Genomic DNA, 23,793 nt, shown 5'->3' with positions numbered 1-23,793 from the left:
CGTCAGAGGGCGTCGGCGCCCCGGTTGCGCAGCGACTGCGCGTACTGCTGGAGGACCCACAGCTCGTTCTGGACGGCCGCGAACCGCTCCGGGTCGCCCTGCCCGCCGAGACGCGTGAGGGAGCCCTGGACGTCGCGGATGCGGCGGTCGACGGCGCGGAGGCGGACCTGGACGAGGTGGTCGCCCGCGTACGTCTCGTCGACCGTGCGCCCGTGGATGACCTCCACGGCCAGCTCCGTGACGAGGGCGCGGACCGTGTCGTCGGGCGCGGCGTCCCGGACCCGTGCCACGTACCCGGCGGCGTCGTGGACGCCCTGTTCCGCGCCGCCCGCCTCGGCGATGGTCCGGCGGACCGCGGCGTACGGCGGGGCGGTGAACTCGTCGGCGCCGTACGCGTCGAAGGCGGGCGAGACGAGGGCCGGGTACTGGAGGGCGAGCTTGAGCAGCTCCCGCTCGGTGCGGTGGGCCGGGCTGCGCAGGTTGAGCGCGGGGCCGGACAGGGCCACCGGCGCCGCGGCGGCCTCGCCGGAGGGTGCGTGGCGCGCGGGTGCCGGGCCGCGGCCGCCGCGGTCCCTGGCCCAGCGGGCGAGCTGGGCGACGCGCTTGACGACGAACTGGGTGTCGAGGATGCCGAGCATGCCGGCGAGCTGCACGGCGACCTCGTGCTGCGAGGCGACGTTCTTGATGCGGGCGACGATCGGCGCGGCCTCGTCGAGGGCGGCGGCGCGGCCGGCCGGGGTCTCCAGGTCGTACCGGCCCACGATCTGGCGCAGCGCGAACTCGAAGAGCGGGGTGCGGGGCTCGACGAGGTCGGCGACCGCCTCGTCGCCCTTGGCGAGGCGCAGCTCGCACGGGTCCATGCCGTCGGGGGCGATGGCGATGTACGTCTCGGCGGCGAACTTCTGGTCGTCCTCGAAGGCGCGCAGGGCGGCCTTCTGGCCGGCCGCGTCGCCGTCGAAGGTGAAGATGACGCGGGCCGAGCCGTTGTCCATCAGCAGCCGGCGGAGGATCTTGATGTGGTCGCCGCCGAAGGCGGTGCCGCAGGTGGCGATGGCGGTGGTGATCCCGGCGAGGTGGCAGGCCATGACGTCGGTGTAGCCCTCGACGACGACGGCCCGGCTGGACTTGGCGATGTCCTTCTTGGCGAGGTCGATGCCGTACAGCACCTGGGACTTCTTGTAGATCGGCGTCTCGGGCGTGTTGAGGTACTTGGGCCCGTTGTCGTCGTCGCGGAGCTTGCGCGCGCCGAAGCCGACGACGTCGCCGCCGACGTCCCGGATGGGCCACATCAGACGGCCGCGGAACCGGTCGATGGGGTTGCGGCGGCTCTCCTGGGCGAGCCCCGAGACGAGCAGCTCCTTGTCGGTGAAGCCCTTGCCGCGCAGGTAGCGGGTGAGGTGGTCCCAGCCGGCGGGGCTGTAGCCGACGCCGAAGTGCCGGGCGGCGTCCTGGTCGAAACCGCGCTCGGCGAGGAACGCCCGGCCGATCTCGGCCTCGGCACCGTCGAGTTGTTCGACGTAGAACTGGGCGGCGGCCTTGTGCGCCTCGATCAGCCGGATCCGCTCGCCGCGCTGGTGGCCGGGGTTGTACCCGCCCTCCTCGTACCGCAGGGTGATGCCCGCCTTGGCGGCGAGGCGCTCGACCGTCTCCGAGAAGGAGAGGTGGTCGATCTTCATCACGAAGGCGATGGTGTCCCCGCCCTCCTGACAGCCGAAGCAGTGGAAGAGGCCCTTGCCGGGGCTGACCTGGAAGGAGGGGGACTTCTCGTCGTGGAACGGGCACAGGCCCTTGAGGTTGCCGCCGCCCGCGCTGCGCAGCTGGAGGTACTCGGACACGACGGCGTCGATCGGGACCGCGTCCCGTACCGCCTTCACGTCGTCATCGTTGATCCTGCCTGCCACGCAGAGATTCTACGGGGGGTCCGGGGGGTCGGCCCCCGCCTACGCGGGTGGGAGCAGGGACTCCAGGGGGGTCGACGGGTCCGCCAGGGCCTCGGGGTCCACGGTGGTGCCCGCCGCGCCCGCCCGGACCAGGGCCTGGACCGGGTCTGTGACGTCCCACACGTTCACGTTCATCCCGGCCAGGACCCGGCGGTCCTTCAGCCAGAACGCGAGGAACCGGCGCCGGCCGGCGTCGCCCCGCAGCACGACCTGGTCGTACGAGCCGGGCGGCGCCCAGCCGGAGTACTCCAGGCCCAGGTCGTACTGGTCGGAGAAGAAGTACGGCACCCGGTCGTAGGAGACGCTCCGGCCCAGCATGGCGCGGGCGGCGGCGGGACCGCCGTTGAGGGCGTTCGCCCAGTGCTCGACGCGCAGCCGGAGGCCGAGGAGCGGGTGGTGGGCGGCGGCGACGTCGCCCGCGGCGTGGATGTCGGGGTCGGAGGTGCGCAGCGCGGCGTCGACGGCGACGCCCCCGCCGTGAGCGCGGTCGACGAGGGCGAGCCCGGCGGACTCGGCGAGCGCGGTGCGCGGGGTGGCGCCGACCGCGACGAGCACGGCGTGCGCCGGGTGCTCCTCGCCGTCCTCGGTCCGCGCGGCGAGCACCATGCCGTCCTGGCCGACGATCTCGGACAGGCGGGTGCCGAACGCGAAGCGGACGCCGTGCCCGGCGTGCAGGTCGGTGAAGAACTGGCCGAGCTCGGGGCCGAGCGCGTGGTGGAGCGGGGTGGGGGCCGGTTCGACGACGGTGACCTCGGCGCCGTAGCCGCGCGCGGTCGCCGCGACCTCCAGGCCGAGCCACCCCGCGCCCGCGACGACCAGGTGGCCGTTGTCGCGGCCGAGGGCGGCGAGGACCCCCTGGAGCCGGTCGGCGTCGGCGAGGCCGCGCAGGTGGTGGACGCCGACGAGGCCGGTGCCGGGCACGTCGAGGCGGCGCGGCTCGGCGCCGGTGGCGAGGAGCAGCTTGTCGTAGTGGATGGTGGTGCCGTCACCGAGCCGGACCGCCCGGTGCTCGCGGTCGACGGCGGTGACGGGCTGCCCGAGGTGCAGCTCGACGTCCGCCCGGGCGTACCAGGCGGGCTCGTGGACGAAGACGCCGTCGCGCGGGTCCTTGCCGGCGAGGTAGCCCTTGGAGAGCGGTGGCCGCTCGTAGGGGTGGTCGCGCTCGTCACCGACGAGGATCACTCGCCCGGAGAACCCCTCGGCGCGGAGCGTCTCCGCCGCCTTGGCGCCGGCCAGTCCCCCGCCCACGATGACGAAGGTCTCATCTGCGTCGACCACTTGTCGCCTCCCACCGGAATGCACCGTACGTCCCTGTCCACGCTACGCGCCGGCCTCCTGCGGGGCCGCGGCGCCCTAGGGAGGGTCCCGCACGGCGGGTCGGTGCGGGAAGAGGACCTACCGGCTCCGGGGCGCCGTGAGGCGGGCGTGCAGGGCGCGGGCGGAGGCGTCGGTGAAGGAGGCGATCTGGTCGACGACGACCCGCTTGCGGGCGCGGTCGTCGGGGGCGGCCTCGAACAGGGCGCGGAACTGGGGGTCGAGGTCGTCGGGGGCGCGGTGGACGAGCGCCTCGGCGAGCTCGGCGATCACGACGCGCTGGTCGGCGCGGAGGGCCGCCTGCTCGGCGCGCTGCATCACGTACCGGTCGGCGACGGCCTTGAGGACCGCGCACTCGTTGCGGGTCTCGCGGGGGACGACGAGGCGGGCGCCGTACCGGGTGAGCCGGCCCGATCCGTACGCCTGGCGCGTCGCGGCCTCGGCGGCGAGGCAGAAGCGGCCGATGAGCTGGCTGGTGGCGTCCTTGAGCCGGGCCTGGGCGAGGGCGGTGCCGTCGTAGCCGTGGGGCCACCACTCCTGTCCGAGGAGCCGGTCGAGCGCCTCGGACAGTTCCTCGGGGTCGGTGTCCGCCGGGACGTAGCGGCCGGCGGCGACGCGCCAGACGTCGGCGCGTTCGGGGGCGGAGAGGAGGAGGCCCGGGTCGATGTGGCCGGCGTGGAGGCCGTCCTCGAAGTCGTGGACGGAGTAGGCGACGTCGTCGGACCAGTCCATGACCTGCGCCTCGAAGCAGGTGCGGCCCTCGGGGGCGCCGAGGCGGACCCAGTCGAAGACGGGCAGGTCGTCCTCGTAGACGCCGAACTTCGGCGAGTGCGGGTCGGTGGGGTGGGCGCCGCGCGGCCAGGGGTACTTGGTGGCGGCGTCGAGGGCGGCGCGGGTGAGGTTGAGGCCGACGCTGACGGGCTCGCCGCCGGGGCCGCCGGGGACGAACCGCTTGGGTTCGATGCGGGTGAGCAGCCGCAGCGACTGGGCGTTGCCCTCGAAGCCGCCGCAGTCCTTGGCGAACTCGTTGAGCGCCTGCTCGCCGTTGTGCCCGAAGGGCGGGTGTCCCATGTCGTGGGAGAGGCAGGCGGCCTCGACGAGGTCGGGGTCGCAGCCGAGGGCGGCGCCGAGCTCACGGCCGACCTGGGCGCACTCCAGGGAGTGGGTGAGCCGGGTGCGGGGGCTGGCGTCCCACTCGGCGAGGGTGCCGGGGGTGACGACCTGGGTCTTGCCGGCGAGCCGGCGCAGGGCGGCGGAGTGCAGGACGCGGGCCCGGTCGCGCTGGAAGGCGGTGCGGCCGGGGCGCTTGTCGGGTTCGGCGGCCCAGCGTTCGGTGGCGGTCTCGTCGTACGGGCCGGACGCGGGCGCGGACCCGGCCGGGGCGGAGGGCCGGGCGGGCCGGTTCGGGGGGTTCGTCCGGGTCGGGTCGGTCGTCTGGTGCGCGTCGGTCGCCTGGGTCGTGCCTTCCATGCCGTTCATGCAGTGAAGGTAACCGCAGGGGGTGACGGTGAAGCACGCGGTGCGTCAGACGGAGGCGTACGCGGGGGGTACGGACTCCGCGCGGCGGGCGAGCGCCCGGTCGTAGCGGTGCAGGACGAGGCGGGCGAGCGCGGGGTGCGGGCCGAGGGGGGCGGAGGCGAGCCAGGGCGCCGCGGCGGCGCTGCGGGTGGCGAAGAGGCCGGGCGCGGTGAAGCAGGAGGCCACGGCGATCCGGGTGCGGCCGCGGGCGGTGAGGGCCCGGACGGCGTCGGGGACGGTCGGCGCGGCGGCGGAGGCGTAGGCGGCCACGACGGGTACGCCGCCGAGGCGTTCGCCGAGGAGGGCGGCGAGGGCCGGGATGCCGCCGGTGGGGCCGGGGCCGCCGGGCAGGTCGGCGGCTCCGTAGTCGGGGTCGCGGGAGCCGGCAGCGGCGAGGACGACCCCGGCGTGGCGGCGGGTGGCCGGGGCGTCGCGCCAGCCGGCCTCGACGAGCCGGTCGTGCAGCGCCTCGGCGAGCAGCGGGTGCGGGCCGAGCGGGTCGGCGACCCGCACGCGGGTGCGGGGGGCGGCGGCCTCGGCGGCGCGGGGCAGGTCGTGCTTGACGTGGTGGCCGCGGCCGAAGAGGAGGGGGACGAGGACGGCGTCGCCGCCCGCGGGCAGGGCGTCCAGGGTGTCGGGGAGCAGCGGGGCGTTCAGTTCGATGTGGCCGAGCCGGACCGGCAGGCCGGGGCGCAGCGCGCGGACCCGGTCGAGCAGGGCGGTCACGGTGGGCAGGGCCCGCGGGTCTCGGCTGCCGTGGGCGACGGCGATCAGGGTGGGGGGCCGGTGGGGTGAGCTCATGGGCGGCGCCTGCGCGTTCCGTCGGGGGTGGGGACCGTACGTCGATCCTGACGGGCGCAGGTTGCCGGGGTGTTGCGCGGCGGTCACGAGTGGTTTGGCGCCCGCTCACCGGTGGGGCGGGGCGCCCGTCAGTCGTCGGCGAGCCAGATCCGCAGCGGCCCGGCGTCGGTGAAGCCGTACCGGAGGGCCGTCGCGAGGTCGTCGCCGTGTTCGTACCCGACGACGGGGAGGCCGGGGTGGCGCGCGGCCGCTGCGGCGAGGCAGCCGGGCCACGCCTCGGCGGCGGGGCCGAAGAGGTTGGAGACGCCGACGACGCCGGTGCGGTGGCCGGGTCCGGCGCTGTGGCCGGGCCCGGCGTCGGAGCCGGGGCCGGGGCCGGGGCCGGGGTCGGGGCCGGGGCCGGGGTCGGGGTCGGGGTCGTGGCCGGGGCCGGGGTCGGGGTCGTGGCTGAGGACGGCGCCGGCGGTGATCCGGCCGTCGGGTGCGCGCCCGGCGAGGACGGTGACGCCGGGATCGGCGAGGAGGGCGGGGCGGAAGGGGCCGGGGGTGGTGCCGCCGCTCCAGGCGCGTTCCCATTCGGCGAGCGCTCCGGCGGTGCGGACCGGCTCCCACGGGGTCGGCGGGGCGGTCGGCGGCGGGCCGGCGGGGCGGTGGATCCAGCGGGCCTCGAAGAGGACGCGGAAGCCGTGAGGCGCCAGGTCGAGCGCGGCGAAGCCGTCCTTGACCGAGCAGCCGGGGCCGGCGCGGTCGACCCCGCCGAGGACGTCCTCGGGGGTCGCGTCGGCGCGGAGGGTGACGGCGTCCGGGTAGAGCGGCGGGGTGCGCCGGGCGGAGGTCCAGGCGCGGTCCCCGAAGGTACCGGGCGGCAGGTCGCGGGCGCGGCACACGGCGGCGCACCACCGGGCGTTGTCGAGGGCGGCGGTCTGCACCCGGGCATCGTGCCAGGCGGTGGGGCGGGGGGCATGCTCTTGTTCACCTCCCCCCCTTGGCTGCGATTCCGCTGGGTGAAATATATTTTCCACTATCGGTCCGGGGGTGGGTCGCGGAGGGGGACGGTGACGGTCATGGGAGGGGCGGTGGCGCTGCAGCGGCGTGTGCTCGCCGAGATGGTCGGGACGGGGGCGCTCGTCGCCGCCGTCGTCGGCTCGGGCATCCAGGCCGCCGGTCTCAGCGACGACGTCGGCGTACGGCTGCTGGCGAACTCGCTCGCGTCGGCGATCGGGCTCGGTCTGCTCGTCGCACTGCTCGGCCCGGTCTCCGGAGGGCACCTCAACCCCGTGGTCACCCTGTGCGCGTGGTGGTACCGCCGCCGCGGCGGGGCGCCCGTCCCCGCGCGCGAGGTGGGGCTCTACCTCGCCGCCCAGCTGGTGGGCGCGGCGGCCGGGGCGCTGCTCGCCGAGGCGATGTTCGGGCGGACCCCGGGCGGGAGCGGCTGGTCCTGGGCGACGCAGGTGCGCTCGGACGGGCACCTGCTGCTCGGCGAGACGGTCGCCACCGCCGGGCTCGTCCTGCTGGTCGTCGGCCTGGAGCGGCTGGACCGGACGGAGCTCGCCCCGGTGGCGGTCGCCGCGTACGTGGCGGCCGCGATCTGGTTCACCTCGTCCGGGTCGTTCGCGAACCCGGCCGCCACCGTGGGCCGGTCGCTCACCGACTCGTTCACCGGGATCGCGCCCGGCTCCCTCCCCGGCTTCGTCGCCGCCCAGCTCGCCGGGGCGGTCCTGGGCGGCGTCCTCGCCGGAGTGGTGTACGGGGGCCGCCCCACCCCGCCGCCGGGTCCCCGCCCGGAAGGCCCCGGGACCCCAGTCTGACCTCGCCGGCCCCGGCCTGACCTCCGCCGCGCCGTCCGCCGGGACCGCCCGGCCGGCCTCCCCCACCACCCTCGGTCCACCGCCCTCGCCCCGCACCCTGGGTCCACCGCCCTCGGTCCGGCGCCCTCACCCCGGCCTCTCGGTCCGGTGCCCTCGGTCCACCGCCCTCGGTCCGAAGGACCATGGCGGGAGGCGGCACCGCCCGGCGACACTGGCCCCATGGACACCCTGTCGCCCGCGCGCACCGACGCCTACCTGCGCCGCATCGGCGCCGACCGGCCCGACCGCCCCACCGAGGCCGCCCTGCGCGACCTCCAGGTGCGCCACCTGATGGCGGTGCCCTTCGAGAACCTCTCGATCCACCTGGGCGAGGACGTCGTACTGGCGGAGGAGGCGCTCGTCGCCAAGATCGTGGACGGGCGGCGCGGGGGCTTCTGCTACGAGTTGAACGGGGCGTTCGCGGCGCTGCTGCGCACGCTCGGGTACGAGGTGGAGCTGCTCCAGGCCCGGGTGTTCGGCGAGGACGGCCGTCCGGGCATCCCGTACGACCACCTCGCGCTGCGGGTCCGGGCGGCGGACGGCGGCGGCCGGGCCTGGCTGGCCGACGTGGGTTTCGGCGACCACAGCCACTTCCCGCTGCGGCTCGACGACCCGGGCGACCAGCGGGACCCCGCAGGGGTGTTCCGCCTCGTCCCGAGCGCGGAGCCCGACGCGGCCGGCGATCTCGACGTGGTCCGGGACGGCACGCCCCGGTACCGGCTGGAGCCGCGGCCGCGCGTCCTGCGCGACTTCGCGGCGGGCGCGTGGTGGCACCGCACCTCTCCCGAGTCGCCGTTCACGCGCGCGCCGCTCTGCTCGCTGCCGACCGGGCAGGGCCGGGTCACGCTCAGCGGTCGCAGGCTCATCACCACCGGCGGCGGGGCACGGGAGGAACACGAGCTGGCGGGGGACGGCGAACTCCTCGCCGCCTACCGCGAGCACTTCGGGGTGCGGCTGGACCGGGTGCCCGTGCCGCTGCACCCCCGCCCGTGAGCCCCTGGCCGGGGGTCCGGGGCGACCGGGGCGACCGGGGCGACCGGGGCGACCGGTGGGATCCTGGGGTGCGGTGGACGTCCCCGACCCGAGGAGTACGAGCGTGACCGAGGTGCTGACCGTACTGACCACCACCGACTCCGCGGCGAAGGCCGAGGGGTTGGCGCGGAGCGCGGTCGAGGCGCGGGTCGCCGCCTGCGCGCAGGTCTCCGGGCCGGTGACGTCGGTGTACCGCTGGGAGGGCGCCGTGGAGAGCGCCCAGGAGTGGCAGGTGCTGTTCAAGACGGCCCGCGCCCGCTACGACGCGCTGGAGGCCCACCTCCGCGCCCACCACGACTACGACACCCCGGAGATCATCGCCACGCCGGTGGTCCGGGGCGACGCCGGCTACCTGGCGTGGGTCGAGCGGGAGACGGCCGGGTGAGCGCCGGGGAGCTGCCGTTCTTCGTGTACGGGACGCTCCGGCCCGGCGAGGTCAACCACGGCCGGTTCCTGGCGGGCCGCACCGCCGCCGTGGAGCCGGCCCGGCTGCCCGGCGCGGCCCTGCACGACGGTCCCGGCTACCCGTACGCGGTGCCCGGCGGCCCCGGGGAGGTGGCCGGCGACCTGGTGCACGCCGCGCCCGGCGCGTACGGGGAGCTGCTGTCGGAGCTGGACCGGCTGGAGGAGTACCTCGGGCCCGGCCACCCGCTGAACCTCTACGAGCGGCGTCCCTGCGACACCGTGCGGCTGCGGGACGGGGCCGTGGTCCGGGCCTGGGTGTACGTCCCGGCGCCGCGCACCGTGCCCGGGGCGCCGATCCCGGGCGGCGACTGGCTCAGTCGCCGGCCGGTTCCAGGCGCACCGCGCACACCTTGAACTCGGGCATGCGGGACGTCGGGTCGAGCGCCGGGTTGGTGAGGGTGTTGGCGCGGCCCTCGCCCGGCCAGTGGAAGGGCATGAAGACCGTGTCGGGCCGGATCGACGTGGTGACGCGGGCCGGGGCGACCGCCCGCCCGCGCCGCGAGACGACCACCACCGGCTCGCCGTCGGCGACCCCGACCCGCTCGGCGAGCCGCGGGTGCAGCTCCACGAACGGCCCGGGCGCGGCGGCGTTCAGCTCGGCGACCCGCCGGGTCTGGGCGCCCGACTGGTACTGGGAGACGACCCGGCCCGTCGTGAGCACCACGGGGTACTCGTCGTCCGTCTCCTCGGCGGCCGCGCGGTGGGTGACCGGGACGAACCTGGCCCGGCCGTCGGGGGTCGCGAACCGGTCGAGGAAGAGCCGCGGCGTCCCCGGGTGGTCGGGGTCGGGGCAGGGCCAGAAGACGCCGTCCTCCTCCACGATGCGCCGGTAGCTGATGCCCGCGTAGTCGGCGGCGCCGCCCGCGGAGGCGCGGCGCAACTCGTCGAAGACCTCCTCGGGGTCGGTCGGGAAGCCCTTCTCCCAGCCGAGCAGGGCGGCGATGCCGTTCAGGACCTCCAGGTCGGTGCGCACGCCGTCGGGCGGGGTCAGCGCCCGACGGCGCAGCAGGACCCGGCCCTCCAGGTTGGTGGTGGTGCCGGTCTCCTCGGCCCACTGCGTGACGGGCAGCACGACGTCGGCGAGGGCGGCCGTCTCCGACAGCACGACGTCGGCGACGGCGAGGAAGTCCAGTGACCGCAGCCGCTCCTCGACGTGCGCGGCGCGCGGCGCGGAGACGACCGGGTTGGAACCCATCAGCAGCAGCGCGCGCACGTCCGTGCCGAGCGCGTCGAGCAGTTCGTACGCGCTGCGGCCGGGGCCGGGCAGGGTCTCGGGGTCGACGCCCCACACGGCGGCGACGTGGGCGCGCGCTGCCGGGTCGTCCAGCTTGCGGTAGCCGGGCAGCTGGTCGGCCTTCTGGCCGTGCTCGCGCCCGCCCTGGCCGTTGCCCTGCCCGGTCAGGCAGCCGTACCCGGACAGGGGGCGTCCGGCGCGGCCGGTGGCCAGGCAGAGGTTGATCCAGGCGCCGACGGTGTCGGTGCCCTTCGACTGCTGCTCGGGGCCGCGGGCGGTGAGCACCATGCCGCTCTCCGCGTCGCAGAACATCCGTACCGTCTCGCGCAGCGCGGTCACCGGCACGCCGGTGATGCGCTCGACCAGCGCCGGCCAGTGGGACATCGCGGCGGCGCGGGCCCCGGCCCAGCCGGTGGTGCGGCTCTCGACGAACTCCTCGTCCACGCGCCCCTCGGCGACGACGAGGTGGAGCAGCCCGAGGGCGAGGGCGAGGTCGGTGCCGGGGCGGGGCGCGAGGTGCAGGTCGGCCTGTTCGGCGGTGCGGGTGCGGCGCGGGTCGACGACGACGAGCTTGCCGCCGTTCTCCCGCAGTTCGGTCAGGTACCGCAGGGCGGGCGGCATCGTCTCGGCGAGGTTCGAGCCGACCAGGATGACGCAGCCGGTGCGGGGCAGGTCCTCCAGCGGGAAGGGCAGCCCCCGGTCCAGGCCGAACGCCCTGGTGTGCGCGGCCGCCGCGGACGACATGCAGAAGCGGCCGTTGTAGTCGATCTGCGAGGTCCCGAGGACCAGCCGGGCGAACTTCCCGAGGCCGTACGCCTTCTCGTTGGTGAGCCCGCCGCCGCCGAAGACGCCGACGGCGTCCGGGCCGTGCGCGGCGCGGGTGCGCCGCAGCCCGTCGGCGACGGCGCGCAGCGCCTCCTCCCAGGTGGCCGGTTCGAGTCCGCCCGTGGCGGGGCTCCGGACGAGCGGCCCGGTCAGCCTGACCCGGGAGGAGAGCACGGCGGGTGCGGTACGTCCCTTGCCGCACAGCGCCCCCCGGTTGACGGGGAAGTCCGTGCGCTCCACGACGTCGACGCCGCCGCCCTCGGTGGGGCGGAGGTCCATCCCGCACTGGAGGGCGCAGTACGGGCAGTGCGTGGAGGTGGTGGCGAGCATGCCGTCGAGCCTGCGGGGCGCGTGTTACGGCCAGGGTGCCCGTGTATTACGCAGGCGGTACGTCGCGCTCCGGCGGCGGGGGCGCGGGCGGTGAGCGCCCCTGGCCCGGCTCGGCACGGGCCGGGGGCCCGCAGGCTCGGGCCCGGGGCCCAGGGGCTCGGGGCCGGGTGGCAGGGGCGGGGACTCTCGACACGGCGTCACGGGCCCGGGCCCACGGCACGGGGGCACGGGGCGAGGGCCCAGGGGCCCGGCGGCACGGGGCTGGACGGGAGGCCGCCGGCGGGAGACTGGGGGCGGCGCGGTGCCGGGAGGCGGCGTCGGGTGGCGGGTCAATCGGCGTCGGGCCGGTCGGCCGCGGGTCGGTCGGTCGCGGCGAGGGCCTGCGCCACGCCCGGCTCCCGGTGGCCGAGGAACGTCGGGTCCGGCCGCAGCACCACGTCCGCGGCCGCCTTCCCCGCGGCGGCCAGCTCGCGGACCTGGCCCTGGTACCAGACGGCGTCGCGCGGTTCGGCGACGCCGACGCCGTACGAGTCGACGCCCGCCGCCCGGCACAGGGCGACGGCGCGGCGGATGTGGAAGTCCTGGGTGACGAGGACCGCCCGGTCGACGCCGAAGATCCGCTTCGCGCGGACGCACGAGTCCCAGGTGTCGAAGCCCGCGTGGTCGCTGACGACGCGGGTCGTCGGCACCCCGTGCTCGACGAGGTAGGCGCGCATGGCGTCGGGCTCGTCGTACTCGACGCGGCCGTTGTCGCCGGTGACGAGGACGACCTTCACCTTGCCGGTGCGGTACAGCTCGGCGGCGGCGTCCAGGCGGTGGGCGAGGTAGGGGGTCGGGCGGCCCTTCCACAGCCCGGCGCCGAAGACCACGGCGACGTCGCGCGCGGGGACGTCGGCGGTGGTGCGCAGGCTGCCGGCGGTGCTGGTGTGCAGCCAGGTCGCCGGTGCGAGCGCCAGGACGCAGGCCAGTACCGCGCCCCGCACCAGCCGTCGCCGGCCGCGGCGGGTGCCGTCCGGCGTCCTTTGTGTCGTGCGCCGCATCGAGACCCCTCCCGTCGTCGGCGGTGCGCGCACCGCGCCCGCCCCCTCCCGCCCTGTCCGACGCGCCGTCCGCCTCCCCGGTTCACCGGGGAGGCGGGCGGCGGGTGTGACCTGTGTCGCTCCGGTCCGCGGGGCGCCCCGGGTCACGTGGCCGCCGCCGCGAACTGCGCGGCGTGGAGCCGGGCGTAGGCGCCGCCGGCCGCCAGCAGCTCGTCGTGGCCGCCGTGCTCCACGATGCGGCCCGCCTCCATCACCAGGATCACGTCCGCGTCCCGGACGGTGGAGAGGCGGTGGGCGATGACGAAGGAGGTGCGGCCCTCGCGCAGAGCGGCCATGGCGCGCTGGATCAGCACCTCGGTGCGGGTGTCGACGGCGCTGGTCGCCTCGTCCAGGATGAGGACGGACGGCTCGGTGAGGAAAGCCCGGGCGAGGGTGAGGAGTTGCCGCTCGCCCGCGCTGAGACCGACGCCGTCCTCGTCGAGGACCGTGTCGTAGCCGTCGGGCAGGGTGCGGACGAAGCGGTCGGCGTGGGCGGCCACGGCGGCCGCGACGATCCGCTCGCGCGGGACGTCCCCGGGGACGCCGTACGCGATGTTCTCCGCGATCGTGCCCCCGAACAGCCAGGTGTCCTGGAGGACCATGCCCATGCCGGCGCGCAGCTCCCCGCGCGGTACGGCGGTGATGTCGGTGCCGTCGAGGAGGATGCGGCCGCCCGTCGTCTCGTAGAACCGCATGAGCAGGTTGACCAGGGTCGTCTTGCCCGCGCCGGTGGGGCCGACGATGGCGACGGTGCGGCCGGGTTCCACGGTGAGGGAGAGGTCCTCGATGAGGGGCCGGGCGGGGTCGTAGCGGAAGGAGACCCGGTCGAAGACGACGCGGCCCTTGCCCCGGCGCGGCCGGGAGTCGCCGGGCCGCGCGGTCGGGGCGGGGTCGGGGGTCTCCTCCTCGGCGTCGAGGTGCTCGAAGACGCGCTCGGCGGAGGCGACGGCGGACTGGAGGAGGTTCGCCATGGCGGCGATCTGGTTGACCGGGCCGTTGAACTCGTAGGAGTACTGGACGAACGCCTGCACGTCGCCGATGGAGAGCGTCCCGGTCGCCACGCGCAGCCCGCCGACGACGGCGATCAGGACGTAGTTGAGGTTGCCGACGAAGGTCATGGCGGGCTGGATCAGGCCGGAGACGAACTGGGCGCGGAAGCCCGCCCGGTACAGCTCCTCGCCGAGGGCGTCGAACGTCTCCACCGCCTCCCGGCCGCGGCCGAAGACCCGCACCTCGGCGTGGCCGGAGTACATCTCCTCGATGTGGCCGTTGAGCCGGCCGGTGACGGCCCACTGGCGGACGAACTGCGGCTGGGCGCGCCGGCCGATCCGCGCCGCGACGAGGACGGACACGGGCACCGTGCCGAGGGCGACCAGGGCGAGGAGCGGGGAGATCCACACCATCATCACCAGGACGCCGACGACGGTGAGCAGGGCGCGGGTCATCGGGATGAACGCCTGCTGCATGGTCTGGACGACGTTGTCGATGTCGTTGGTGGTCCGGCTGAGCACCTCCCCCCGGGGCTGGCGGTCCAGGTGCGCGAGCGGCAGCCGGGACAGCTTGGCCTGCGCCCGCGCCCGCAGCCGGTGCCCGGCCCGGTGGACGGCGGTCATGACGAGCCGGGCCTGCACCCAGGCGAACACGGCGGAGGCGGCGGCCACGGCCACGACGGTGCCGAGGAGCCGGGCGACGGCCCGGAAGTCGACCCCGCCGGGCGTGCCGGCCCCCGAGACGACGAGGTCGGTGGCGTCGCCGAGGAGCTTCGGGATCAGGACGGCCAGGGCGACGTACACGGTGGCGGCGGCGAGCGAGCCGAGCAGCAGGGCGCGTTCCGGCGCGAAGGTACGCAGCAGGCGCAGCCCGGAGCGGCGGAAGTCGAGCGACCGCTCCAGGGCGGGGGCGGCCGGCGAGCCGGGGCCCCGCTGCTGCGCCCCGGCCGCCGGTCCGCGCCGCTCGGGGGACGTGCGCGGTGGCGCGGAGGAGGCGGGCCGCCCGGACGTGGTGCGCTGCTCGGGGACGGCGCGCCGCTCGGGTGTGGCGCGCGGTGCGGGGCGGCTCATGCGGCGTCCTCCTCGGTGAGCTGGGAGAGGACGATCTCCCGGTAGGTGGGGTCGTCCCGCAGCAGCTCCTCGTGGGTGCCGGTGCCGACGACGCGGCCCCCGTCGAGGACGACGATCCGGTCGGCGCCGCGGACGGTGGCGACGCGCTGGGCGACGATGACGACGGTGGCGTCCGCGGTCTCCTCCGCCAGCGCGGCGCGCAGGAGGGCGTCGGTGCGGTTGTCGAGCGCCGAGAAGGAGTCGTCGAAGAGGTAGACCGCGGGCCGGGCGACCAGGGTGCGGGCGATGGCGAGGCGTTGGCGCTGGCCGCCGGACAGGTTGGTGCCGCCCTGTTCGACGGGGGCGTCGAGGCCGCCGGGGAGCGCCTCGACGAACTCCCGCGCCTGGGCGACCCCGAGGGCGTGCCACAGCTCCTCGTCGGTGGCGTCGGGCCGGCCGTAGCGGAGGTTGGAGGCGACGGTGCCGGAGAACAGGTAGGGCTTCTGCGGAACGAGGCCGACGGTACGGGCGCGCAGGTCCGGGTCGAGTGCCCGGACGTCGACGCCGCCGATCAGGACCTCGCCCGCGGTCGGGTCGAACAGCCGCGGCACCAGGCTCAGCAGGGTGCTCTTGCCGCTGCCGGTGGAGCCGATGACGGCGGTGGTGCGGCCGGGGCGGGCGGTGAGCGAGACGCCGCGCAGGACGGGCTCCTCCGCGCCCGGGTAGCTGAAGCGGACGTCGCGGACCTCCAGGTGGCCCGGGTCGCGCAGGCGGCGCACCGGGGCGGCGGGCGGCGCTACGGCCGGTTCGGTGTCGAGGACCTCGCGGATGCGTCCGGCGCTGACCTCGGCCCGCGGCAGCTGCATCAGCAGGAACATCGTCATCATCACGGCCATGAAGATCTGCAGCAGGTAGCCCAGGAAGGCGATGAGGGCGCCGGCCCGCAGGGTGCCGTCCTCCAGCCGGTGGCCGCCGGCCCACAGGACGGCCACCGTGGCGAGCTCCCACACGACGATGACGAGCGGGTACATGAGCGCCGTCAGCCGGCCCACCCGCAGGGACACGGCCGTCAGCGCGTCGTTGGCGGCGCCGAACCGGCGCTGCTCGTGGTCGTCGCGGACGAAGGCGCGGACGACCCGGGCCCCGCCGATCTGCTCGCGCAGGACCTGGTTGACCCGGTCGACGCGCTCCTGGGTGGTGCGGAAGAGCGGCGGCATGCGGCGGACGACGAGCAGGACGGTACCGGCCAGCACGGGCACGAACAGCAGCAGGAGCAGGGCGAGGGGCACGTCCTGGGCGAGCGCCAGGGCGGTGCCGCCGAAGCACATCAGCGGCGCCGCGACCAGGGTGGTCAGGGCGAGCACCGTCAGCGTCTGGACCTGCTGGACGTCGTTGGTGGTGCGGGTGATGAGGGAGGCGGGGCCGAAGCGGCCCACCTCCCGTACGGAGAACTCCTGGACGCGGCGGAAGACCTCGGCCCGCAGGTCGCGGCCGACGCCCATGGCGACGCGGGCCGCGGCGAACACGGCGGCACCGGCCGCGGTGACCTGGAGCAGGGTCACGGCGAGCATGACGCCACCGGTGCCGAGGACGTGCCCGGTGTCGCCGCGCAGGACGCCGCCGTTGACGAGGTCGGCGTTGAGGGTGGGCAGGAGGAGCCCGGCGAGGGACTGGACGAGTTGGAGGACGACGACGAGGGCGAGTAACCGCCGGTAGGGGCGGATGCGGGCGCGGAGCAGGGACAGCAGCACGGTCGTCGCCCCTCAGGCCGCGTACGGACGGGCGGTGCGGGCGGCGCGCAGGGTGCCGGCCCACCAGGCGAGCTGGTCGAGCACCTTCTTCGCGGCGGCGTCGGGGCCGGAGGGGTCCCGCAGTGTGCCGTCCGCGTCGAACAGGGCGCCCGCGTTGTGGAAGGAGACCGTGTCGCGGACGGTGACCGCGTGCAGTTCGGCGAAGACCTGGCGCAGGTGCTCGACGGCGCGCAGGCCGCCGGAGACGCCGCCGTACGAGACGAAGCCGACGGGCTTGGCCCGCCACTCGGCGAAGTGCCAGTCGACCAGGGCCTTGAGGGACGCCGGGTAGGAGTGGTTGTACTCGGGGGTGACGACCACGAAGGCGTCGGCGGCGGCGAGCCGGGGGCCGACCTCGGCGAGCGCGGCGCGCACGGCGGGGCCGGGGGCGTGGGAGAGGGCGGTCGGCAGGTCCGCGTCGGCGACGTCGACGAGGTCGACGGTGAAGTCGGCGTGGGCGCGGGCGTGGGCGAGGAACCAGTCGGCGACGACGGGGGCGAAGCGGCCCTCGCGGTTGCTGCCGAGGAGGACGGCCAGGTTCAGGGGCGTGTCAGGTGTGGTGGTCTGCATGCGGACGAGCCTCACACCTCAACCAAACTTCAGGTCAAGCGCCGTCGGCATCACCCGTTCGGAACACCGCCCCCACCGCCCCCGCACACCCGCGGTGACCTGCGCCGACGTCCGTCCCGACCGCCCGTGCGGCGCACTGCCTGACGGCACATCAGCAGGCGCGGACCGTCACCCCGGCCTTACCTCGGAGACAGGACGCCCGACCGAAGCGCTGCCCGGAGGCCCCCCATGCGCACCACTGCCCGCTCGTTGACCGGTACCGCGTTGGCGGCCGTCTGCCTCGGCGCCCTGGCCGCCCCGGCGGCGTACGCCGGCGACTTCGAGAGGCTGGAGGTGTCCCCGGCCGTGGCGAACCCGGGCACGACCGTCACCGTCAGCACCCGGGCGTGCGGGGACGGCCACGGCATCGGGGACGCGCAGGCGCTCGGCGCTGCCGAGTTCAAGCTGCGGCCCGAGGGCCCCAAGGGGCTGGCCACGGGCCGCTTCCGCGTCCCCGAGCACACCAAGCCGGGCACCTACGGCATCGGCGTGGCGTGCGACAACGGCAAGACGGCCACGGGTGACCTGGTCGTCAAGCAGGGCGGCGGAGCGACCCACCACCCGACCCACCACCCCACGCACCAGCCCACGCACCACCCCACCCACCAGGGACCGCACGGCCACGTGAAGACCGGTGTCGGCGGCAGCGTCGGCCCCGACGCCGCCCGCATCGCGACGGGCGTAGCCGTCCTGGCCGGCACGGCCGTGGCCGGCGTGTGGCTGCGGCGCCGCCGGGCGAGCGGCGGCCACGGCGGCTGACCGAGACCCCTCCCCCCGCGGGCGGCCGCCCGTCCCCCACCCGGCGGCCGCCCGCCCCCTCGGGGCGTCCCGCCGACCGGCGGGCACCCCGTGAACTCCCCGCTCCCGCCGCGCGGCCCCCGAGACCGCGGCGGGGGCGGGGGGACCCTCCCGGGCCGGGCGGGCGGTCCCGCCCCCGCGGAGGCGTCCGACCCCTGGAGGCACCCCCGGCGGAGGACCCATGAGCAGCCCCACCGAGACCCCGGCCCGCGCCAGGGGCTGGGGCATAGCCGTCGCGGCGTGCGTCGGACTGTGGCTGGTGCAGAGCGGCTCGGGGGACGTCCGCCCCCCGGTCCCGTCGGCCGCCGAGGCGTTCGCCGCCGGACCCGGCTGGCACACGCCCGCCGCGGCCGACCCGCTGCCGCCCGCGGCCCCCGTCCGCGTCCGCATCCCCCGCATGCGCGTCGACGCCCCCGTCATGGGGCTGGGCCTGACCCGCGACGGCAGCCTCGACGTGCCGCCCGCCGGTGACCGCAACCTCGCGGGCTGGTACCGGGACGGCACCCGGCCCGGCGCCCGGGGCACGGCCATCATGGCCGGGCACGTCGACAACGCCGAGGGCCCCGCCGTCTTCTACGCACTGGGCGCGCTGCGCAAGGGCGACCGCGTGGAGGTGGCCCGCGCCGACGGGCGCACGGCGGTGTTCACCGTCGACGCGGTCGAGGTGTACGACAACGACGCCTTCCCCGACGACAAGGTCTACGGCCCGTCCGACCGGGCCGAGCTGCGCCTCATCACCTGCGGCGGCGGCTTCTCGCCGAAGACCGGTTACCAGGGCAACGTCGTCGCGTACGCCCACCTCATCGGCGCCCGCTGACCGGACGCGCGGCCCGGCACCCGGCCGTCGCGCCCACCCGCCGCCGTCCGGCCGGCCGTCACGCCCACTGGTCGAACGCCAACTTGGCGACCAGGGAGAACACCACCACCAGCAGCACCCCGCGGACGAACCCGGCGCCCTTGCGCAGCGCCATCCGCGCGCCGAGCATGCCGCCCACGAGGTTGAAGACCGCCATCAGCGCCGCCAGCCGCCACAGCACGTTGCCCTGGTGGGCGAACATCGCCAGCGCGCCGGCGTTGGTGCAGACGTTGACCACCTTCGCCGTGGCGGACGCCGTGACGAGGTCGAGGTGGAGCACCGCCGTGAGGGCCAGCACCAGGAACGTGCCGGTGCCGGGCCCGAGCAGCCCGTCGTAGAAGCCGATCCCGCCGCCCACGAGGACGACCGCGGCGACGATCCGGGCCCGCCGCACGGGCCCCTCGGGCGCGGGGCCCGTGCCGAAGGACGGCCGCAGCAGCACGAACGCCGCGACGCCCAGCAGCACCACGAGGATCACCGGACGCAGTACCTCGCTGCTGAGGCCCGCCGCGAAGAACGCCCCGCCCATCGACCCGGCGAGCGCGGCGAGCCCGATCCGCACGGCGAGCCCGACCCGTACCGGGGCGCGCCGGACGTAGGTCACGGCGGCGCCGGTCGTACCGACGATGGCCACCGCCTTGTTGGTCCCCAGGCACTGGGCGGCGGGCACGTGCGGCGCGCCCAGCAGCAGCGCGGGCAGGAGCAGCAGCCCGCCGCCGCCGACCACGGCGTCGATCCAGCCCGCCAGCAGCGCGGCCAGGCAGAGGAGGGCGAGGACGGTCAGGGGGAGGTCAGGCATGAGCATGACCCTATGTGCGGCCCCACGGCCCGCACCCCGGGCCCCCGCGCCCCGGCCACCCGGTCACCGCGGCCCCGCACCCGGCCCCACCGCCCCGCCCGCGCGAGCGCCGCCGCCCCGCGCCAAGGCGCACCGCCCCGGTCGAGCGCCGCCGCCATGCGCCCAGGCCCACCGCCCCGGCCGAGCACCACCGCCCCGTCCCCGCCCCGCCCGACCACCGCCCCGGCCACGGCACGCGCCGCCGTCCCTCACCGGCGGCCACCCGCGCCGCTGAGGGCGGCTTTCCCCGCGCGAAACACACGGGGTCCCGCCGGGTAACACCGCCGACGCACGCTGGCGGACATGAGTTCACGGATCGTGGTGGTCGGCGGCGGTACGGCGGGGGCCCGCCTCGCCGAACGGCTGCCCGTCACCCTGCTCGGCGAGGAGCCGCACGCCCCGTACAACCGGGTGCTGCTCGCGGACGTCCTGGCCGGCCGGTACGGGCCCGAGGTGATCGCCCTGCCGCGGCCGGCGGGCGAGCCGGCGCGGCGCGGGGTGCGGGTGACCGGCATCGACCGGGCCGCCCGCGTCGTGCACTGCGGGGACGGCAGCACGGTCGCGTACGACCGGCTGGTCCTGGCGACCGGCTCCAACCCGGTGCTGCCACCGCTGCGCGGTCTGGGCCACGGCCGTCTCCCGGCCGGTGTCCACGCCTTCCGGACGCTCGACGACTGTCTGGCGCTGGACGGGCTGGTGCGCCCGGGGGTCCGCGCGGTGGTGATCGGCGGCGGCCTGCTGGGCGTCTCCGCGGCCCGCGCGCTGGCCACCAGGGGCGCCGAGGTGGTGCTGGCCCAGCAGGGCGAGCACCTGATGGAACGCCAGCTCGACCCGGAGGCCGCGGAACTGCTGCGCCGCCACCTGGTGTCGCTCGGGGTGGAGGTCCACACCGAGTGCCGGGTGCGCGGGCTGAAGGTCACGTCCGGGGCGGTGGCGGCCGTCGAACTCGCCGACGGGTTCGTGCTGGACGCGGACGTCGTGGTGCTGGCCTGCGGGGTCCGGCCCCGCACCGGCCTCGCCGTGGCGGCGGGCCTGGACGTGCGGCGCGGCATCGTCGTGGACGACCGGCTGCGCACCTCCGACCCGTACGTCCACGCCGTCGGCGACTGCGCCGAGCACGACGGCCGACTCTACGGCCTGGCCGGCGCCGCCCTGGAACAGGCCGACGTCCTCGCGGACGTGCTCACCGGCGGCACCGCCGCCTACCGCGGCACCCGCGCGCTGACCCGGCTCAGCATGGACGCGCTCGAACTGGCGGCGTTCGGCGAGGCCGTCCCGCGGCCCGGCGACGACACCGTGCGGCTGACCGACGCGACCCGCAGCGCCTACCGGAAGGTCGTCGTCCGCGGCGACCGGCTGGTCGGCGGCGTGCTCGTCGGCGACCTCGGCCCGGTCGGCACGCTCGCCCGGGCGTGGGAGGGCGACGAAGCCCTCCCGGACGCGCCCCTGCTCCACCTGCTCACCCATGACGGAGGCTCCTGACATGCCGAACACGCCCGGGGCTGCGATCCCGCCCGCGCACCCGCACACCATCGTCCTCGTCGGCCACGGCATGGTCGGCCAGCGCTTCCTGGAGGCGCTCGCCGAGCGCGGTGCGACCGAGCGGACGCGCGTGGTCGTGCTCTGCGAGGAGCCCCGCCCCGCGTACGACCGGGTCCAGCTGACCTCGTACTTCTCGGGCCGCACCCCCGACGACCTGTCGATGGTGCCCGAGGGGTTCATGGCGGAGCACGGCATCGAGCTGCACACCGACGACCCGGCGGTCTCCGTCGACCGGGCGGCCCGCACGGTCACCGCCCGGTCCGGGATGACCGTCACGTACGACACGCTGGTGCTGGCCACCGGCTCCTACCCGTTCGTACCGCCGGTCCCGAACAAGGACGCCACCGGCTGCTTCGTCTACCGCACGATCGAGGACCTGCTCGCGATCGAGGAGTACGCGAAGACGGCCCGCTCCGGCGCCGTCGTCGGCGGCGGTCTGCTCGGACTGGAGGCGGCCGGCGCGCTCAAGGGGCTCGGCCTGGACACCCACGTCGTGGAGTTCGCGCCCCGGCTGATGCCGGTGCAGGTGGACGAGGGCGGCGGCGCGGCGCTGCTGCGCACCATCGAGGGCATGGGCCTGGCCGTCCACACCGGTGTGGGCACGCAGGAGGTCGTCGTCGGCGCCGACGGCGCGGTCACCGGGATGCGGCTGTCGGACGGCTCCGAGCTCGCCACCGACCTGGTGGTCTTCTCGGCGGGCGTCCGCCCCCGTGACCAACTGGCCCGGGACTGCGGGCTGGCCGTCGGCGAGCGCGGCGGCATCGCCGTCGACGAGCGGTGCCGGACCTCCGACCCGGCGGTGTACGCGATCGGCGAGTGCGCGCTCGCGGCGGACGGCCGGGTGTACGGACTGGTCGCGCCGGGCTACGAGATGGCGCTGACCGCCGCCGACGCGATCGTCGAGCGGGAGTCGGCGTTCACCGGCGCGGACCTGTCGACGAAGCTGAAGCTGCTGGGCGTGGACGTGGCGTCGTTCGGTGACGCGCACGGCACGGCCGACGGCTGCCTGGACGTCGTCTACTCCGACTCGCGGTCCGGGGTCTACAAGAAGCTGGTGGTCTCGCCCGACGGCGTGCTGCTGGGCGGCGTCCTCGTCGGCGACGCCGACTCGTACGGCATGCTGCGCCCGCTGACCGGGTCGGTACCGCCGGTCTCCCCCGAGCAGCTGGTCCTGCCGGCCGGCGCCGGCGCGCCCGTCGCCCTGGGCCCGGAGTCGCTGCCGGACGACGCGGTGATCTGCTCCTGCCACAACGTCACCAAGGGCGCGATCTGCGAGCACACCACGCTGCCCGAGGTGAAGAAGTGCACCAAGGCCGGCACCGGCTGCGGCAGCTGCGTGAAGGTGCTCCAGCAGCTCCTGCCGAAGACCGGCGACGGCGGCCTGTGCGGCTGCTTCGCCAAGACGCGCCAGGAGCTGTACGAGATCGTGCAGGTCCTGCGGATCACCTCGTACGCCGAACTCCTCGACCGCTACGGGCGCGAGGGGGCCCGCGGCGGCGAGGGGTGCGAGGTGTGCAAGCCGACCGTCGCCTCGATCCTGGCGTCGCTGTCGCACGGCCACATCCTCGACGGCGAGCAGGCGGCGCTCCAGGACACCAACGACCACTTCCTCGCCAACATGCAGCGCAACGGCTCGTACTCGATCGTGCCGCGCATCCCGGGCGGCGAGATCACCCCGGAGAAGCTGATCGTCATCGGTGAGGTGGCGCGTGACTTCGGGCTCTACACGAAGATCACCGGCGGGCAGCGCATCGACCTGTTCGGGGCGCGCGTCGAGCAGCTGCCGGCGATCTGGGCGCGCCTGGTGGACGCGGGCTTCGAGTCGGGCCACGCGTACGGCAAGGCCCTGCGGACGGTGAAGTCCTGCGTGGGGCAGACCTGGTGCCGGTACGGCGTGCAGGACTCGGTGCGGATGGCCATCGACCTGGAGCTGCGCTACCGGGGCCTGCGGGCGCCGCACAAGCTGAAGTCGGCGGTCTCCGGCTGCCAGCGCGAGTGCGCGGAGGCGCAGTCGAAGGACTTCGGCGTGATCGCCACGGCGAACGGCTGGAACCTCTACGTCGGCGGCAACGGCGGCGCGTCCCCGCGCCACGCCGACCTGCTCGCCAAGGACCTCTCGGACGCGGAGCTGATCCGGCTGATCGACCGGTTCCTCATGTACTACGTCCGCACCGCCGAGCGGCTGGAGCGCACCGCGCCGTGGGTGGAGCGGGTGGGCCTGGACCACGTGCGGGAGGTCGTGGTCGAGGACTCGCTCGGCATCGGGGAGGAGCTGGACGCGCTGATGGCCCGGCACGTGGACGCCTACCGCGACGAGTGGTCCGAGACGCTGCACGACCCGGAGCGGCTGGCCCGGTTCGTCTCCTTCGTCAACGCGCCCGAGGCCCCGGACCCGTCCGTGCGGTTCGTGCCGGAGCGCGGCCAGATCAAGCCCGACCTGACCGTCCTGACCCTGGAAGGGGTGTCCGCCCGATGAAGCTGGAACTCTCGCACGCCGACGACTGGCTGCCGATCTGCGACACCGCCGCGCTGACGCCGGGGCGCGGCATGGCGGCCCTGCTGCCGGACGGCCGGCAGGCGGCGCTCTTCCGGGACCGCTCCGGCCGGCTGTACGCGATCGACAACCGGGACCCCTTCACGGGCGCCCAGGTGCTCTCGCGGGGCCTGGTCGGCTCGGCGGAGGGCCGGACGTTCGTGGCGTCGCCGCTGCTCAAGCAGCGCTTCGACCTGGAGACGGGCCGCTGCCTGGACGACGACGAGGTGTCGGTGGCGGTGTACCCGGTCCGGGCGGCCTGAGACCGGCCCGCGCGACCGGTCGGTCGCCCGTGCCATCCCGGCGGCGCCCGGCCCCGGGGGGGCGCGGTGCCGGCGCCGCCGGGGTGGGGGCGGGGGCGCCCAGGGCCGCCCCCAACGCCGCGAGGGCCATACACCCGCAC

At 76.1% G+C, this 23,793-nt stretch carries 20 protein-coding genes; 9 read left to right on the top strand and 11 right to left on the bottom strand.

The window, feature by feature from the left end:
* Positions 1-2 precede the first annotated feature (2 nt).
* From dnaG to ACF053_RS07710, 5 genes are all read right to left on the bottom strand, one after another.
* Positions 3-1,901 carry a DNA primase gene (gene dnaG / locus ACF053_RS07730; RefSeq protein ID WP_391953020.1) on the bottom strand — a complete coding sequence of 633 codons (1,899 nt, stop codon included), beginning with the start codon at positions 1,899-1,901 and terminating at the stop codon, positions 3-5.
* 39 nt (positions 1,902-1,940) lie between these two features.
* On the bottom strand, positions 1,941-3,218 hold the full coding sequence (locus ACF053_RS07725; RefSeq protein ID WP_391953019.1) for an NAD(P)/FAD-dependent oxidoreductase: 1,278 nt from the start codon (positions 3,216-3,218) through the stop codon (positions 1,941-1,943).
* A gap of 117 nt (positions 3,219-3,335) precedes the next feature.
* Positions 3,336-4,724 carry a deoxyguanosinetriphosphate triphosphohydrolase gene (locus ACF053_RS07720; protein ID WP_391953208.1) on the bottom strand — a complete coding sequence of 463 codons (1,389 nt, stop codon included), beginning with the start codon at positions 4,722-4,724 and terminating at the stop codon, positions 3,336-3,338.
* 54 nt (positions 4,725-4,778) lie between these two features.
* Complete coding sequence (locus ACF053_RS07715; RefSeq protein WP_391953018.1) at positions 4,779-5,573, bottom strand: sirohydrochlorin chelatase; 795 nt, start codon at positions 5,571-5,573, stop codon at positions 4,779-4,781.
* 128 nt (positions 5,574-5,701) lie between these two features.
* A complete protein-coding gene (locus ACF053_RS07710; RefSeq protein WP_391953017.1) occupies positions 5,702-6,502 on the bottom strand; it encodes a hypothetical protein in 801 nt (266 codons plus the stop codon).
* A gap of 135 nt (positions 6,503-6,637) precedes the next feature.
* Between ACF053_RS07710 and ACF053_RS07705 the strand changes: the two genes are divergently transcribed.
* The 4 genes from ACF053_RS07705 to ACF053_RS07690 all read left to right on the top strand — a co-directional run bounded on the left by ACF053_RS07705 (position 6,638) and on the right by ACF053_RS07690 (position 9,271).
* On the top strand, positions 6,638-7,381 hold the full coding sequence (locus ACF053_RS07705; RefSeq protein WP_391953207.1) for an aquaporin: 744 nt from the start codon (positions 6,638-6,640) through the stop codon (positions 7,379-7,381).
* A 219-nt stretch (positions 7,382-7,600) separates the two neighbouring features.
* Entirely contained in the window at positions 7,601-8,413 is an 813-nt protein-coding gene (locus ACF053_RS07700; protein WP_391953016.1) for an arylamine N-acetyltransferase family protein, read from the top strand.
* A 103-nt stretch (positions 8,414-8,516) separates the two neighbouring features.
* Entirely contained in the window at positions 8,517-8,837 is a 321-nt protein-coding gene (gene cutA / locus ACF053_RS07695; RefSeq protein ID WP_391953015.1) for a divalent-cation tolerance protein CutA, read from the top strand.
* Positions 8,834-9,271 carry a gamma-glutamylcyclotransferase family protein gene (locus tag ACF053_RS07690; RefSeq protein ID WP_391953014.1) on the top strand — a complete coding sequence of 146 codons (438 nt, stop codon included), beginning with the start codon at positions 8,834-8,836 and terminating at the stop codon, positions 9,269-9,271. Before cutA ends, ACF053_RS07690 begins: the two co-directional genes overlap by 4 nt.
* Here ACF053_RS07690 and ACF053_RS07685 read toward each other — a convergent pair.
* The 5 genes from ACF053_RS07685 to ACF053_RS07665 form a co-directional block, all read right to left on the bottom strand.
* Positions 9,231-11,306: a molybdopterin oxidoreductase family protein gene (locus tag ACF053_RS07685; protein WP_391953013.1), complete on the bottom strand. Its 2,076-nt coding sequence runs from the start codon at positions 11,304-11,306 to the stop codon at positions 9,231-9,233. The genes ACF053_RS07690 and ACF053_RS07685 overlap by 41 nt on opposite strands.
* Before the next feature lie 329 nt (positions 11,307-11,635).
* Positions 11,636-12,346 carry a SanA/YdcF family protein gene (locus ACF053_RS07680; protein ID WP_391953012.1) on the bottom strand — a complete coding sequence of 237 codons (711 nt, stop codon included), beginning with the start codon at positions 12,344-12,346 and terminating at the stop codon, positions 11,636-11,638.
* Positions 12,347-12,489: 143 nt separating this feature from the next.
* A complete protein-coding gene (locus ACF053_RS07675; protein ID WP_391953011.1) occupies positions 12,490-14,445 on the bottom strand; it encodes an ABC transporter ATP-binding protein in 1,956 nt (651 codons plus the stop codon).
* Positions 14,442-16,175, bottom strand: coding sequence for an ABC transporter ATP-binding protein (locus ACF053_RS07670; RefSeq protein WP_391953010.1), 1,734 nt, complete (start codon positions 16,173-16,175; stop codon positions 14,442-14,444). The genes ACF053_RS07675 and ACF053_RS07670 overlap by 4 nt, the downstream gene beginning before the upstream one ends.
* A gap of 12 nt (positions 16,176-16,187) precedes the next feature.
* Positions 16,188-16,784 (bottom strand): NADPH-dependent FMN reductase, encoded by a 597-nt coding sequence (locus tag ACF053_RS07665; protein WP_391953009.1) that lies wholly within the window; start codon positions 16,782-16,784, stop codon positions 16,188-16,190.
* Positions 16,785-17,012: 228 nt separating this feature from the next.
* On the opposite strand from ACF053_RS07665, the gene ACF053_RS07660 reads away from it, so the two are divergent.
* Together ACF053_RS07660 and ACF053_RS07655 are read left to right on the top strand one after the other, a co-directional pair.
* Positions 17,013-17,582 (top strand): hypothetical protein, encoded by a 570-nt coding sequence (locus ACF053_RS07660; protein ID WP_391953008.1) that lies wholly within the window; start codon positions 17,013-17,015, stop codon positions 17,580-17,582.
* Between the two features lie 220 nt (positions 17,583-17,802).
* Entirely contained in the window at positions 17,803-18,438 is a 636-nt protein-coding gene (locus ACF053_RS07655) for a class F sortase (protein ID WP_391953007.1), read from the top strand.
* Positions 18,439-18,496: 58 nt separating this feature from the next.
* Here ACF053_RS07655 and ACF053_RS07650 read toward each other — a convergent pair whose 3' ends face one another.
* Positions 18,497-19,276 (bottom strand): sulfite exporter TauE/SafE family protein, encoded by a 780-nt coding sequence (locus ACF053_RS07650; RefSeq protein ID WP_391953006.1) that lies wholly within the window; start codon positions 19,274-19,276, stop codon positions 18,497-18,499.
* 342 nt (positions 19,277-19,618) lie between these two features.
* Between ACF053_RS07650 and ACF053_RS07645 the strand changes: the two genes are divergently transcribed.
* From ACF053_RS07645 to nirD, 3 genes are read left to right on the top strand one after another with little or no spacing between them, the layout of a single operon-like run.
* Positions 19,619-20,797, top strand: coding sequence for an NAD(P)/FAD-dependent oxidoreductase (locus ACF053_RS07645; protein ID WP_391953005.1), 1,179 nt, complete (start codon positions 19,619-19,621; stop codon positions 20,795-20,797).
* 1 nt (position 20,798) lies between these two features.
* Positions 20,799-23,333: a nitrite reductase large subunit NirB gene (gene nirB, locus ACF053_RS07640; RefSeq protein WP_391953004.1), complete on the top strand. Its 2,535-nt coding sequence runs from the start codon at positions 20,799-20,801 to the stop codon at positions 23,331-23,333.
* Positions 23,330-23,653, top strand: coding sequence for a nitrite reductase small subunit NirD (nirD, locus tag ACF053_RS07635; RefSeq protein WP_391953003.1), 324 nt, complete (start codon positions 23,330-23,332; stop codon positions 23,651-23,653). Before nirB ends, nirD begins: the two co-directional genes overlap by 4 nt.
* Positions 23,654-23,793 lie beyond the last annotated feature (140 nt).

Source organism: Streptomyces kanasensis, from assembly GCF_043077165.1.
GTDB classification, from domain to species: domain Bacteria; phylum Actinomycetota; class Actinomycetes; order Streptomycetales; family Streptomycetaceae; genus Streptomyces; species Streptomyces changanensis.
This window is presented reverse-complemented; position numbering and strand designations above follow the sequence as displayed.